10 protein-coding genes are annotated in these 14,533 nt (G+C 46.1%); 2 read left to right on the forward strand and 8 right to left on the reverse strand.

The genetic code is table 11. The features are described 5' to 3' along the window. Window positions 1-16: 16 nt before the first annotated feature. The 3 genes from ACO53F_RS00930 to ACO53F_RS00940 all read right to left on the reverse strand — a co-directional run bounded on the left by ACO53F_RS00930 (window position 17) and on the right by ACO53F_RS00940 (window position 4,041). The gene (locus ACO53F_RS00930; RefSeq protein ID WP_023390912.1) at window positions 17-1,258 is read right to left on the reverse strand and encodes an aminopeptidase; all 1,242 of its coding nucleotides are present in this window, start codon (window positions 1,256-1,258) and stop codon (window positions 17-19) included. A gap of 27 nt (window positions 1,259-1,285) precedes the next feature. Beyond that, window positions 1,286-1,738: a flavodoxin gene (locus tag ACO53F_RS00935; protein ID WP_070755354.1), complete on the reverse strand. Its 453-nt coding sequence runs from the start codon at window positions 1,736-1,738 to the stop codon at window positions 1,286-1,288. 197 nt (window positions 1,739-1,935) lie between these two features. Further along, window positions 1,936-4,041, reverse strand: a complete 2,106-nt coding sequence (locus ACO53F_RS00940; RefSeq protein ID WP_485136958.1) for a peptidoglycan D,D-transpeptidase FtsI family protein — start codon at window positions 4,039-4,041, stop codon at window positions 1,936-1,938. Window positions 4,042-4,223: 182 nt separating this feature from the next. Between ACO53F_RS00940 and ACO53F_RS00945 the strand changes: the two genes are divergently transcribed. Then, a complete protein-coding gene (locus ACO53F_RS00945; protein WP_485136959.1) occupies window positions 4,224-6,989 on the forward strand; it encodes a YfhO family protein in 2,766 nt (921 codons plus the stop codon). A gap of 86 nt (window positions 6,990-7,075) precedes the next feature. On the opposite strand, the gene recA is transcribed toward ACO53F_RS00945, so the two are convergent. The 3 genes from recA to ACO53F_RS00960 form a co-directional block, all read right to left on the reverse strand. Further along, window positions 7,076-8,122: a recombinase RecA gene (recA, locus tag ACO53F_RS00950; RefSeq protein ID WP_070755352.1), complete on the reverse strand. Its 1,047-nt coding sequence runs from the start codon at window positions 8,120-8,122 to the stop codon at window positions 7,076-7,078. Window positions 8,123-8,218: 96 nt separating this feature from the next. After that, complete coding sequence (locus ACO53F_RS00955; protein WP_485136960.1) at window positions 8,219-9,373, reverse strand: molybdopterin-binding protein; 1,155 nt, start codon at window positions 9,371-9,373, stop codon at window positions 8,219-8,221. Between the two features lie 210 nt (window positions 9,374-9,583). After that, entirely contained in the window at window positions 9,584-10,285 is a 702-nt protein-coding gene (locus ACO53F_RS00960) for a YwaF family protein (protein WP_485136961.1), read from the reverse strand. Window positions 10,286-10,488: 203 nt separating this feature from the next. Here ACO53F_RS00960 and zwf point away from each other — a divergent pair, with 203 nt between their 5' ends. Further along, window positions 10,489-11,922: a glucose-6-phosphate dehydrogenase gene (zwf, locus tag ACO53F_RS00965; protein ID WP_485136962.1), complete on the forward strand. Its 1,434-nt coding sequence runs from the start codon at window positions 10,489-10,491 to the stop codon at window positions 11,920-11,922. A gap of 232 nt (window positions 11,923-12,154) precedes the next feature. Here zwf and ACO53F_RS00970 read toward each other — a convergent pair whose 3' ends face one another. Together ACO53F_RS00970 and ACO53F_RS00975 are read right to left on the reverse strand one after the other, a co-directional pair. Beyond that, a complete protein-coding gene (locus ACO53F_RS00970) occupies window positions 12,155-13,141 on the reverse strand; it encodes a DHH family phosphoesterase (RefSeq protein WP_485136963.1) in 987 nt (328 codons plus the stop codon). A gap of 30 nt (window positions 13,142-13,171) precedes the next feature. Beyond that, window positions 13,172-14,482: a DRTGG domain-containing protein gene (locus ACO53F_RS00975; protein WP_023390923.1), complete on the reverse strand. Its 1,311-nt coding sequence runs from the start codon at window positions 14,480-14,482 to the stop codon at window positions 13,172-13,174. Window positions 14,483-14,533: the final 51 nt, after the last annotated feature.

Consider the following 14,533-nt stretch of genomic DNA (forward strand, 5'->3'; position numbering starts at 1 on the left):
TTACATCCTCTCTAGCTTAGTAGGCCCATTCGCCCTTACGGAAGATAGGGACACGAGTCCCATCTGCCTTAATCCCATCAATATCCATGTGCTCATTCCCAATCATAAAGTCCACGTGGACAATGGATCGGTTGAGACCTGCTTGTGCCAATTCTTCTTGACTCATGTCAGTCCCACCTTGTACCGAGGTTGCATAGGCTTGCCCGATTGCTAAGTGGTTGGAGGCATTTTCGTCGAAGAGGGTATTGAAGAAGGTAATACCTGATTGAGAAATTGGCGTTTTGTGAGCAACCAGGGCAACTTCCCCTAGGCCACGCGCCCCTTCGTTTTCTTCTACAAGACGCTTGAGCGTTTCTTCCCCTTTTTCAGCTGACACTTCCACAATTTGGCCGTCCTTGAAGGTAAACTTCATGCCTTCGATAACCGTCCCACCGTAAGCCAATGGCTTAGAGCTCGAAACATAGCCTTCAGCGCGACGGAAATCAGGTGCTGTGAAGACTTCTTCAGTTGGCATGTTAGCAATGAAGATTTCACCTTTACGGTTAAGGGAGCCCGCACTTTCCCAGACATGGTTCTTAGGTAAGCCCAAGACTAAGTCAGTCCCTGGACCAGTATAGTGAAGGGCATCAAATTGTGTATCGTTCAAGAACTTAGCTTTTTGATCTAAGGTTTCAACGTGTTGATCCCAAGCCGCGATTGGATCGTCGGCATAGATACGGTTAGCTTTAAAGATGGCTTCCCATAATGCATCTACTTGCTCTTGACTTGAGCCTAAGTCAGGAAAGACGACTGCCGCCCAAGCTGGTGCAGCCCCTGCCGCTACCAACCAACTCACTTCATTCGCTTGGATAGCGGTTGACACATGGGCAATAGCTGAACGCAAGGCACGTTGTGACGCACTAATTTTCTGAGCGTCTAAACCAGATAGGTTGTTAGGGTCAGTTGAGCGTAAGGCAAGGCGCTTAGCACGTTTTTCCAAAAAGTATTCTGCCTTAGCTACAGCATAGTCAGGTACCTCGCACAAGGTTTCTGTGCTTTCATGTTCGTATTTGAGGCGAGTCAAGGTGTCGTCTGAGAAGTCTACGGCAACATGGGCTGCCCCTGCTTCATAGGCTTGCTTGACCAAGAGGTGAGTCAATTGAATTTGGTTAACATCGGTATTGATGTGGACATAATCTCCCGTCCCTACGTTCAAGCCCTTTTTAATTAAGAGATGGGCATATTTGGCTAATAATTCATCAAAATTCGCTAAAGTCATAAGTTTCTCCTTGTATCTATCTTAATCTTAATTGTCAGCTAAAGCGTCGGCTAAATCTTGCGCCAGACGTTCTAATTCGGTCACGGCCTCATCTTCCGGGTAGAGGTTGACCTTGACGCTGGCGCCAGCTTGACGAGCGCCTGCTTTCTTGAATTGTTCTTCCAGGGTATCAACTGCCCCACAGAAGACTTCATAGAACTCGTCCCCAGAACCAAAGACCCCAAAGACCTTACCTGATAAATCTAATTGCCCTAAGTCTTCAGAAAAGTCTAACATTTCATCAGGCAAGACACCGTCCACGCCATAGGTATAGGCTCCCGCGATACAGCAGTCATAGTCTTCAAAGTCTGCTGCCTCGGCTTGCATGACATCATGCAGGGTGACCTCAACCCCGTGTCCTTCTAGGGCTTCTGCCAGAATATCTGCACAGGCTTCAGTGTTTCCGGTCAAGCTTGCATAAATAATTAATGCTTGTGGCAACTAACCCGCCTCCTTCATCTCAATACTACTCTCTTATTATAACAAAGTTAGGCACAAAAATATACGCTAGCACTCATTTTTTATAGAGCTTACAAAAATAGTTAACAAGTAGACACCTATTTTTTGTTTCTTACGAGTAAACTAATAGTACTTAAAGTCCAAAAAGAGGCTGGAACTTAAGTTCCAGCCCCTCACACTTATGGTTGATTTGGCTTATAGCTTTCAATCGTTGAGCGTGTAGCTTCTCTCGTTTCAAAATAAGCATTCATCACGTCCCGGGCAATTCGGGTGGAATCACGACCGGTTGCATCTGCTGGTAGATAGGGTAAGACCACGCTCACCGCAATCTCAGGCTTATCATAAGGCGCATAACCGATATAAGTGGCGTTAACCACTGGATTATTAGCCGCGTATTGAATAGGTCCAGCATAGAAGGCTTCGGCCGTCCCTGTCTTAGAACCGACTTTAATTGGGTAGTCCATGAAGAGGTAATGAGCTGTCCCGTCCATCGTATGGGAAACTTGGTACATCCCTTCATGAATCCGGTCCATAACAGCTTTTTCTACGGGCACCACGTTCATGACCTTAGGTTCAATCGTCGTTTCTACTCCACCTAAGTGACCATTGGCATCTGTATTGCGGATTTCCTTAACCAAACGTGGCGCATAACGAACCCCACCGTTGGCAATGACACTAGCATATTGAACTAATTGCAGTGGCGTATACAAGTCAAACTGCCCATAAGACAAGTCCAAGATGTTAACCAGTTGTTCAGACTGTGGCAGATACCCCACTGATTCACTTGGAATGTCAATCCCTGTCTTAGTTCCTAAACCAAACTCGGCAAAGTATTCACGCATGGTATCCAAGGTTTTAGGATCAATGTCCAACTTACCGTCCTTGGTATATTCATTTTGACCACCCATCTTCATAGCGGTCTTAATCATATAGATGTTAGAAGACTTTTGTAAGGCTTCGATATCATTGATATTGACTTGGCCATAACGGTTGAAGACAGAACTCTTCTCAGCAGAGGCCTGGAACTTCATCGGTTCATCCAAGATGGTATTATTATCTAGGCTGAGCGCACCCGACATGTAACCCATAGCCACCATGGCGGGCTTTACCGAAGACCCCATCCCATAAGAAGTATTGAGGGTTCCCAAGGTATCATCTTCGATGGTTTCATAATCATAAGAGTCGGTCGCTTGGTTGTATTTGAATCGTTTACCAACCAGAGCTAAAACATCCCCATTATTAGGGTTAAGCACGGCTATGTAGACCCGGTCGTTGAAACCACGGTTTTCAATTTTCTTAAGCGAGCTTTCGGCAATCTCTTCCAGTTTTTTCTGGAAATCGATGTCCATGGTCATGACCAGGTTATCACCCTTAGATCCTTCATAGACCTTTTGCTTGGCTAAGACATCATCTGAAGAGTCGGTGACAATCTTAGATACCGACTTGGCACCATGTAAGACATCTTCATATTGTTGCTCCAAGTAACTAATCCCTACCCGGTCATTCATGGCATAGCCACGCGCCAAGTACATAGGAGCCAGTTCGCTTGGCAAGCCCCGTTGTTCCGAGGAAACTTGTCCCAGAATAGAACGCATCATTTCTCCTTGCGGATAGACCCGTTGCCAGTCAGTCCCAACTTGAATGCCTGGTAACTCACCCAAGTGTTCACTAACCCGTGCAACTTCATCAGGCGTCACATTTTTATTCTTAACAGTTACTGTTGACAGCGAGAAGGCACTGTTCATGCGTTTGAAAAGGGCAATTATCTTAAGTTCGGACTCTGAATATTGAATATCATCTTCAGTTACAGCTGCTAGTTGAGCCTCATAGGCTTCTGAACCCGCTAATTTGCGTTGTTCAGCTGTTAAACGGCCATTGACGGTATCAGGGTTAGTCACAACGAAATAATCTTTCCGGTCCCGCTCGGTTACTTCTTGCGTTGGAACATCAACTAAAGAAGCTAATCGACGTGCAACTGCAACAATATCCTTGGCTTGTACTTTAGAGTCACTATCCCGCGTATAAAGGATTGCGCGTTCTGGCTGGTTGCCGACTAGGATTTTCCCATTGCTATCGTAAATCATCCCTCGTGGCACAGAACCTGTCGAAGTAGTGGACTCGGTCCGTTCAACCATTCGTTTGAACATTTGCCCATTATAGAGTTGGATATAGCCCAAGCGTACGAAAAGGGCCGCAAAACATAAAAAGGAAATCATTAATAGAAGGTTCAAACGAAAGGGAATATGGGATTTATTCTTCGGTTTCTTTAACTTATAACGTGGCATTTCAGCACTCCATTCCCTTCATAATATTCTAAGCTTCTCTATTATACCAAAAGAATCCAGCAAAAGATAATAGTTCATCATAAATCCATAAAAAAAGCTAAAAATCTAGTTGTTTAGAGGATGCTATTAGGCTTAAAATTTGGTAGAATAAGTGGGAATGCAATAAATCATTGGAGGTATATATGAACCAGCACGTGAACCAGCGCGCGTTGCAACGCTTCGTACGCTACAAACCATATCTATTAAACCTGGGCTTAACCACACTCATTCTACTTGGTTTGGCCCTTTTCAAAGGATTTGCGCCTTTTGGCTCCAATTCCATGCTAACTATCGACTTGGGCCAACAGTACATCGACTTCTTCAGTCTCTTCCGGCAGACTCTGACTCAGACGCCAGAGCAATTCCTCTACAGTTTCCAAAAAGGCTATGGGGGGGAAATGATTGGGGTTTGGGCTTATTATCTTATGAGTCCCTTTAACCTAGTCTTGCTCCTCTTCGATGAGCAACATCTAGCTGTCGGCGTCACCCTCTTGACCTATCTCAAATTAGCCGGAGCCAGCCTGACCTTCTTCTACTTTGCGCGTAAGAAGTATCAGACAAATACTGTCATGAGTAGCCTCTTTGCTAATGCCTATGCCTTAATGAGCTATACCTTTACCTATATGCTCAACATCATGTGGTTCGACGTCTTAGTCTTCCTGCCACTGATTGCCCTAGGTCTAGACCGCATCATGACTCAACGTCGCAGTAAGCTCTATGTCATCATGTTGGCCGTCAGCCTAATTTCCAACTACTACATTGGCTTTATGATGTGTATCTTCCTAGCCTTCTATGCCGGCTATGTCATCTTCGAGAAGTTCCCTAAGGTGACCATTAAATCCTTTATCCAACACTATAGTGACTTCGTCATCCAGTCCCTGATGGGAGCTGCCATTAGTGCCATGATGTTGATCCCCACCTTCATGGCCTTGCTAAGCAGTAAAGCAACCCACACCAAGACCGACTGGAATTGGGATGTGGCCCATAATCTAGAGGCTATTGGTTCCAAACTTTTCCTTGGTTCCTTCGTTTTCGACGAGATTAAGAAAGGTTCGCCAAACCTCTACTCTTCTATCTTAGTCAGTCTCTTCGTAGTCTACTACTTCTTCATCCGCAAGATTCGTTGGCAAGAAAAAATTGCGGCCATTGTGGTCTTGATTCCTTTTTATTTAGGATTCCACTTCAAGATTTTTGACCGTTTATGGCATGGTGGCCAGTTCCCAATCTGGTACCACTTCCGCTTCTCCTTCTTGACCACCTTCTTCCTCATTATTTTGGCCCTCAAAGCCTTCCAAAATCGTCGTCAGACCTTGGCCTACTGGCAAAGCATCCTGATGATTGTAGGTGTCACGGTCTATACCTACTATTATTACGGTCGCATGGCCGAGTATAAGTTTCTCAAGCTCAATGCCATCAATATCGACTTTAATAACCTAGGCGCAACCAAGATTGAAGCTAACTTGCTCTTAAGCTTAATTTTTGCCCTTTTGATTATTTTAGTTCTTCACTTCGAATTTCTTCAGCCTAAGCTCATGCAAGTAGCCTTACTAGCGGTTGTGGCCTGCGAGATTTTCACTAATGGTGCCTTGATTCTGCAAGAATTAAGTTATGTTCAACTTTCTAAGTTTAACGACTATGTCGCGATTTTAGATAAATCTCTTACTGGGCTTCGGTCCCCGTCGGATGATTTCTATCGGATTCATACCACCTATCAGCGTTCTAAAAACGAGGCCATGTACACCCATTTCAATGGCATGAACCACTTTGGTTCTACCATTGATGCCAACGCGCCTAAGCTCTTTGGCTATTTGGGACTTCCTCAGACTTCTGGGGTTGTAGAGTATAGTAACGGGACCCTCTTCACGGATGATCTTTTCAATATCCGCTATCTCTTGGATCCTTCCAAAGATACGGCAGCCAACACCTTGCCTGACCAGTATAAACTTTATCAAATAGCTACTGATTTGGATATTCAAGCCTACCCAACCATTGATAGCCAACCGCGTTATGTGGTGCATGAGAATACTGAGCGTCTGGGCTTGGGGATTGAAGTTTCAAGCCAATTGACGGTCCTTACCGACCCATTAGTCAACCATCAACCTATTCAAAACCAAGAATACCTACTCAGCCTCGTGGACTATAAGGGAAGCGGCAAGCCTTACTTTACTGAGCATGAGATCAAGGAAGAAGCTCCTGTCAATGTCACCATCACCAACCGAGGTGACGGGGATTATCTGACCTATTCACGCAATAGCGAAGCTAACAGCGATGATCCAACCAAGCCAAAAGCCCCTCATTACTTCAGCTTCCGCTTCAATACAACTAGCGAAAATCCTTACTACTTCACCCTTCCTAGCCAATATGATGGTGAGAAGACCAAGCTGGATCTTAACAGCGAAGCCTACCACTTCTATGGGACCTTCTCCTATCGCCAAATCACTAATGCGTCCTACAAGAAAATTCAGGATAATCAAGAACTCAGGGTTCGTCTTGAAAAACCAGAATTGAAAGCTAACCTACCAAAACTCTACGAGTTTGATAAGGCGCGCTATGATGCGATGATTGCTAGCAAGCAGGACCATCTCTTTAAAGTAACTAGCTTCAAGCACAATAAGATTACGGGTACCATTAATACAGAACAAGAAGAAGGCTATCTGCTCTTCACCATCCCTTACGACAAGCACTGGCGCATTACGGATAATGGCCAACCTGTCCAAGGCATCTCAGTCTTGAATGACACCCTACTCGCTATTCCAATTAAGAAGGGCGACCACACCATTACCCTTCACTACTTCCCAATGCCTGTATGGATTGGCTTGGCTGTCAGTCTCTTAGGTATTGCTGCCTTCGTCTTAGACCAGACTTGGCTTAAAAAGTACCGCAAACCATTGGAAATTGCTAGCGTCTAACTATTTAAAAAGTCCGCCATTTGGCGGACTTTTTATTTGTCTGTGAAAAAATATGGCTGGAAGACATCCGGCCACATACTTTTATCTTATTCTTGGAAAAGTCCACCTAAAGCCACTTGAGCTTCTTCGTTAGTCTCAGGTGCTTCGCCAATCTTATAGTGAGCCCGAACACGAGCTTCGATTTCTGCTTGTACTTCTGGGTTGTCTAAGAGGTATTGTTTAGCAGCTTCACGACCTTGCCCAATACGAGCCTCGCCGTAGGAGTACCAAGAGCCTGCCTTATTGACAATATCCAAATCAGCTGCCATATCGACTAGCTCACCCACCTTAGAAATCCCTTTACCATAGACAATGTCCACTAGGGCTTCCTTAAATGGTGGCGCCACTTTGTTCTTAACAACCTTGATTTTTGCACGGCTACCAATCACTTCGCTACCGTTCTTAATCAACTCAGCCTTACGCACTTCTAAACGAACCGTTGAGTAGAATTTGAGGGCACGTCCACCTGGTGTTGTCTCAGGGTTCCCGAACATAATCCCTACTTTTTCACGCAATTGGTTGATGAAGAAGCAGATGGTTTTGGTCTTGTTGACATTACCGGATAATTTACGAAGCGCTTGGGACATGAGACGAGCTTGTAAGCCGACATGGGCATCCCCCATCTCCCCATCGATTTCAGCGCGTGGTACCAAGGCTGCAACCGAGTCAATGACAATGATGTCAACCGCCCCTGATGTTACCAAGGCATCGGCGATAGCCAAACCTTGTTCACCTGTATCTGGTTGGGATAAGAGTAACTCATCAATGTTAACCCCTAAAGCAGCAGCATAATCTGGATCCAAGGCATGCTCAGCATCAATGAAGGCAGCCAAGCCCCCTTGTTTTTGTACTTCGGCAATGGCATGGAGGGCCACAGTAGTCTTACCAGAAGACTCTGGACCATAACATTCAATAATTCGGCCTCGTGGATAGCCACCTACCCCTAAGGCAATATCTAAAGCCAGGGAACCTGACGGAATGGTCGAAATTTTGGTGTCGACTTTTTCACCCAGACGCATGATAGAGCCCTTACCAAAGCTTTTTTCAATATCTTTTAGGGCCTTATCTAGGGCTTTTTTGCGATCTTCATTCATTCTTTAACATCTCCTCTTTCTTAACTCTTCTATAGTTTACCTAAAATCTCGACAAAAAGCAAGCAAAACAAGAACATTTGTTCTGATTCTTTTGTTTTAGCTCACCTGCTTATTCAAGAGGCTTAAGCCTTCATAGACGACAATGCTAGCCTGAACCTCGTAAGGTCGCTGGCCTAAGTAGACCGGTCGCTCTAGGCGTTGGCCTGAAGGTGTGACCAAGATCAACATTGCCTCTTCCTGATCTAGCTGATAGTTGACTAAGCAGAAAGTGTCTTGTCCTAAGTCTTGACTGAGAGAGGCTAAGCTAGTTTCTAGGTTGGCTTCAGTCACTTCTTGAATATAGCCTCGCTGGTAGACAGCCGCCTCAGGATCTTGCTGGCGTAGACGACTAGCTAGTTGACCATAGGTAAAGCCTTCTAGACTTACTAGTCGCAGACCTTGATTAGCCATTTTTTCTAAGACATAGCCCGCGAAATCAAAGTCTTCCCCCTGCCCCATATAATAATCGCCAGCCAAGCCAATAAGCTCCTGAGCCAAGGCCTGGTTAAGGGCATGAGCGCCTTGAGAGGTCGCAGCATTGGCCGTTAAACGTACCGCGATATGACGCGGCTTGGCATAGAGACCTAGGGTAGGATTGCTTTGCTCTGCAATTGGTTGAGCCAAAATTTGGGCTAGTTTGGATTCCCCAATACCAAAGAAATTAAGATAGAGCGACTCCATGGCTTCTTGCTTGCCTATCTGTTTAGCTAAATCTGGTAGGACCTCTTGCTTGAGCATTTGATTCATTTCAAAGGGAGGGCCCGGCAAGAGAATGTAGGTCACCCCTTCATGTTGGTAGACAGAACCACATGCTAAGCCATAGGCATTCCACAGGGCCTTTCCCCCTTTCAAAGTAAGAACCTGCAGCAAGTCAATTGGCGCACATTCCCGCCCCTCATGAGCTAAATGCTGGTTTAACTTAGCCAGTTGGCGCGGATCCTCTTCCAAGGTCGTCCCAACAAAGGCCGCCACTACTTGCTTGGTAATATCATCATGAGTAGGACCCAGACCACCAGTTAAAATGACCAAGTCTGAACGCGAATGCGCTAGTGCTAAGGCTTGGGTAATACGCTCCCAGTTATCCCCTACTGTCTGCTGATAATAGGTGCCGATACCAATGGCTAATAATTGCTTAGCAATATCACTCGCATTACTGTTGACCACATAACCCATCAAAAGTTCTGTCCCGACTGAAATAAGTTCTGCCTTCATCATACCCCTCCTTATATATATAGACCAAAAGCCTAGCTATCGCATTTTTTTTAGTAGGACTTTTTCACTTCTTCTATTATAGACCATCTCTTAAGCCTTAGGCTAGTGGGATTACTTAAGGTTTAAGGCTTTATACAAATTTTATAAGTCAGCCAATCAAACCCTTCTAAAGCCATATAAAAAGCACCTAGCTAACTAGGTGCTTGAAACTTAGTTTTCAAGATAAATTTCCTGAGGTCTTAAGGCTTGTTTGGCCTTCCAGTTGGCCACTAAGAAGTCTGCTAAAATCAGGGCCGCAATTAGCACCAGGCTTACTGCCAAATAAATCACCCAGAGTGGACTCCCCTTAATAAAAGGCGGTTCACTGAGCAAGCCATAATTACCACCTGTCAGCATATTAACCAGCACTAAACCAGCATTCAGCGCAAAGGTAATGGCTGCAAGCTGCCAGCGCTTGAGTAGATTAGGTTGGTAATTTTTGAAGAGGTAGATGAGGGCATTGACCCACAAGGCATAGTGACCGACTAAGAAAGAAAAGCTGGTAACATGCGGGAAATCATAGGGGTCGAAAACCGGATAGACCAAGGCAAAGAAGGCACCACTAGCCCCTAGCAAGGCGAAATATTGCTTGAAACGCGATTTGCCCGGCCATAGAACCAAGGCAAACATTGCTAGACGACAATGATAAAGTGGCAAACTATTTGATATAGGCAGGGAATAAACCACGTACCAAGTATAGAGAACCGTCAACTGGATAATTTGCATAATTCGGAAGGTCTTAACATAGGCAGGATCGCGATATTTTCGTAAGCTAGTCCAACCGAGCACGACCAAAAGTCCGACAATGACCAAGAACCAGCCCAAGGAAATGGCGGGCGGCGCGGACTGAGTAGTTGTCAAAAAATCTTTCATAGGCGAAAGGCCTCCTTATAACATGATCTTGCTAATCATATAATGTCACAGGTCTCTGAGCCATGTGTTCCTTTATTATACCCAGTCCACCCTTTTCTCGCAAGAGGAACTTGGCCACAAAAAAGTTGCTTGATCCAAGCACCTACATTGTCTAATCCAGGACTGATAGGTTATAATACAAGTGAATGAATTGGAGGTATCCCATGAAAGAACAACCTATCCTTTTAACCCTCTTTGGGGCTACGGGTGACTTGGCTTTTCGCAAGCTCTACCCTGCTATTTACCAACTCTATCGCAGTGGCCGCCTATCTCAGAATTTTGCTTTGATTGGGACTGCCCGTCGTCAATGGTCTGATGAGCATTTCCGTCAAGTCATTGTAGACAGTGTAGGCGCTCAGGCTCTTAGCCCTGACCACGTTCAGGAATTCGCCTCCCACTTCTATTACCTATCCCACGATGTTCAAAATACCGAACACTATGACCAACTCAAGCAATTAGCGGACCGGCTCGATGCTACTTACCAAACCCAAGGTAACCGCCTCTTCTATCTGTCCATGTCGCCTACCTTCTTCCCAATTATTGCCGAGCACATTAAATCGCAAGGTCTTTTGGGATCAGGATTTAACCGCCTCATTATCGAAAAACCATTTGGGCATGACCTAGCTTCTGCCCAAGAATTGCAAGACAAACTCAATGTGGCCTTCGATGAATCGCAAATCTATCGCATTGACCACTATCTGGGTAAAGAACTGGTTCAAGCCCTCTACCACTTGCGTTTCCACAACCAACTTTTCCGTCATACCTGGAACAAGGATTATATCGCCAGCATCCAAATTTCCCTTCCTGAAATGGTGGGGGTTGAAGAACGAGCTGGCTATTACGACCACTCTGGCGCTAGCCGCGACATGGTTCAAAACCACATGCTCCAACTGCTTGCCCTGCTGACCATGGCAGAACCTACCTCCAACCAAACAGCAGATATTCAGGCAGCTAAATATCGTAGCCTAGCCAACCTACATCACTATGCTGACGCTCAAGAATGCCAAGCTTGTGTAGTTCGTGGCCAATACAGCGCCCAAGGCGACCTCAAGGGCTATCTGGAAGAAGACGGCGTAGATCCTGCTTCCCGTACTGAGACCTATTTTGCTGCAAAAGTGATGCTAGATTTGCCAGAATGGGAAGGTGTTCCTTTCTATCTGCGGACCGGCAAGCGTCTCAATCAGAAGGCAACTATGGTGGATGTCCTCTATCATCCGACTCAAGACGGCTTGGAAGGCGACCAGCTCCGTATTGAAATCGCCCCTGACCTGGGCTATACCCTCTGGCTCAACACCAAAGCCATTGGCTACAGCCAGGATAGCCACCGCGTGCCACTCAGCTTCCGCTACAATTCAGAAGAATTGGCAGAAAGTCCAGATGACTACGCCCGCTTAATTTTCGAAGCTAGCCAAGGCGATCGCGAACACTTCACTCAATGGTGTGAAGTAGCTGCTGCCTGGAAATTCTTGGATAATATTCAAGCCTATTGGACTGCCGATACTGAGACACCACTAGCCCAGTATCCAGCTGGCAGTCATGGCCCTCAAGAAGGCGATGACCTCTTAGCCCGCGACGGCTTTGAATGGCTCCTTAAATAAGATGAAAAGAGTTTAGGACCTGAGCCTAAACTCTTTTTTTGCTGTCTTTGAGCCAGTGGTCCACTCCGCCGAGTGGACCACTAGCTCTGGACATTTGTGACTTTTTGAGGGAAATCTGCCACTTTCTTGATGTGCCAGTGGTCCACTCGGCAGAGTAGGCCACTAGCTCCGACTTTCCAGACACAAATAACCCATTATATCATATATGATATAATGGGTTTTCTTCATCATGTTAAACTTCTTGCTCAAGCTCTTGGCGATATGCTAGAACAGCTTGGGTTAACTCTTCTACAATGGCTTGTCGCTCAGCTAAACTGTGGGCATTAGCGCCACTAGCCATGGGATGGCCACCGCCATCATGATTGGCTGCAATCCCGTTGATGACAGGCCCTTTGGAACGAATACGGCAACGATAGTGATCACCATTGCCTTCTTGTTGAACGAAAATGACCCAAGACAGGACACCTTCGATACGCCCCGGCAAGGTTACCGCAATCTGGGTTTGCTCTTCGCTGATGCCAAATGTCTTAATATCTTCTTGGCTAATGGTCACCCAGGCGACACCTGCTTCATTAATGGACATGGTCTCAAAGATATGGCCTTGGAATTTGGCTTCTTCAAAACTCAGTCGCATAAAACGATCACTAATCTCAAAGGATGAGAAGTCATATTGCTTGAGCCAAGCCGCGACTTCCAAGGTCCGCGAGGTGGTAGACTCATAGAGGAAACGAGCCGTATCAGACACCATACCAGTATAGAGCAGGCGCGCTGCTTGATCCTGCATAGGTAGCTGGTCACCTAGGTGGCGACTGATTTCAGCAATGATTTCGCAGGTGGAACTGGCAATCGGATGGACAATTTGAAGTTGCCCGTAGTCATCAACAGGAGGATGGTGGTCAATTTTGACCAAAGTCGCACCCTTGTCATAATGATCGCCGTCAATCCGAGGTTGGTTGGCGGTATCACAGACAATAACCAGGGCACCTTGGTAGTCGGCAGCTGCCACCTTGTCCATGGAGCCAATCCACTTGAGCCCTTGAGTCGTCGTGCCCGCCGCTAAGACGCGTTTGTCAGGGAAAGTGGATTCAATCAGAGACTTGAGTCCTAATTGGGAGCCGATGGCATCCGGATCTGGCCTCACATGGCGGTGAATAATAATGGTTTGGGCTGCTTGAATCAATTGGATGAGGGCTTGCGCCTCGTGATGTTCAATATACATAGTAGTTTTCTACTTCCTTACTCGCTAAACTTAGTTACGTTCAATCATTTGGCTGGTAATAATGGCCTTGGCCACCAGACTATTCTCGTGGAAAACATCCACCTGGGTTAGGGCCGCCCGACGGTTGTGGTTGAAGACATGGCCCTTAAATTGAATTTCATTGCCGATTTGGATGAGGTTGAAATAATGAAGGTCAATCTTCTCGATAACACTGTTGAGATGAGTCAACTCAAAGACCTTGCGATCCGTCACTTGGGCAATCAGTTCAGTAAGAACCCCATAGGAAATCGTCCCGAAGTTGCCAATCATTTGGGGTTGTACGAAGGCTTGGAAATCATAGTCCGTCACTTCACTGGCCACTTCTAACTGGGCCGTAATGTCTTCCTCAAAAGTATGAACCATTTGCGGTTGCTGTTGGACCACTTGAATGGCCTTGGAGACTTCCTCACGCGTCACCACCCCAAGCAGTTGAAGGTTATCTTCCACCACTGGGATCATCTCAATATCCTGCCAAATCATCTTGTGCGAGACACTAGCCACCGACATATGAGTCTTGACAGTCACCGGATTCTTGGTCATGACCCGCTCCAGCTGAATGGATTCTTGCTTACCTTGGACGTCCTTAGCAGCCACAACCCCAATCAGACGTTGGTTATAGCAGACAGGAAAACGTTCCTGGCCTGTTTCTTCCATCAAGCGATTGAAGTCAGCTACTGAATCACTTGGCGCTAGAAGTGGCACCTGGGATAGTGGTGTGTAGATATCCCGAATGGTCATGATTTCCTTCTTAATCATCTGGTCCGCCATGGACCGGTTGATGATGGTCGCTACCGTAAAGGTATCGAAGGTGGTGGAAATCACTGGCAAATTACGTTCATTGGCTAAACTAATGACCTGGTCACTAGCCTTGAAGCCCCCGGTAATGAGTACCGCCACGCCCTTTTCCAAGGCAAAGAGTTGGACGTCTTCCCGGTTCCCCACAATAATCAGGGAATCGTCGGTAAAGTAACGCTCCATGGCGTCCTTGGTCATGGCCCCAATGATGAATTTAGACAGGTGCTGGGTCAGTCCTTGGCTGCCACCTTGGACCTCCCCTTCAATAATCTGCACCACTTCACCAAAGGTTAGCATTTCCGGTGAATATTTTTGCTTCTTCTCAATGCGGATAGTCCCAACACGCTCAATGGTCGAGACAATCCCTAGTACTTCGGCGTCCTTAATAGCCCGGTAGGCCGTTCCTTCACTCATCTTGAGATGCTTGGCAATCCCTCGAACCGAGATTTTATCCCCGATGGGGAGGGACTCAATGTATTGGATAATCAGATCATGTTTGGTTGCCATATAGTCACCTTCTCTTTAGACACAAAATAACTGTTATACTTCATATTATAA

The sequence above is a fragment of the Abiotrophia sp. genome, assembly GCF_057275535.1.

Bases quoted from the DNA above. Each gene is read 5' to 3' on its own strand.
- ACO53F_RS00930 (WP_023390912.1), bottom strand. From the start codon at position 1,258: ATGACTTTAGCGAATTTTGATGAATTATTAGCCAAATATGCCCATCTC.
- ACO53F_RS00940 (WP_485136958.1), bottom strand. From the start codon at position 4,041: ATGCCACGTTATAAGTTAAAGAAACCGAAGAATAAATCCCATATTCCC.
- ACO53F_RS00945 (WP_485136959.1), top strand. From the start codon at position 4,224: ATGAACCAGCACGTGAACCAGCGCGCGTTGCAACGCTTCGTACGCTAC.
- recA (WP_070755352.1), bottom strand. From the start codon at position 8,122: ATGAATGAAGATCGCAAAAAAGCCCTAGATAAGGCCCTAAAAGATATT.
- ACO53F_RS00955 (WP_485136960.1), bottom strand. From the start codon at position 9,373: ATGAAGGCAGAACTTATTTCAGTCGGGACAGAACTTTTGATGGGTTAT.
- ACO53F_RS00960 (WP_485136961.1), bottom strand. From the start codon at position 10,285: ATGAAAGATTTTTTGACAACTACTCAGTCCGCGCCGCCCGCCATTTCC.
- zwf (WP_485136962.1), top strand. From the start codon at position 10,489: ATGAAAGAACAACCTATCCTTTTAACCCTCTTTGGGGCTACGGGTGAC.
- ACO53F_RS00970 (WP_485136963.1), bottom strand. From the start codon at position 13,141: ATGTATATTGAACATCACGAGGCGCAAGCCCTCATCCAATTGATTCAA.
- ACO53F_RS00975 (WP_023390923.1), bottom strand. From the start codon at position 14,482: ATGGCAACCAAACATGATCTGATTATCCAATACATTGAGTCCCTCCCC.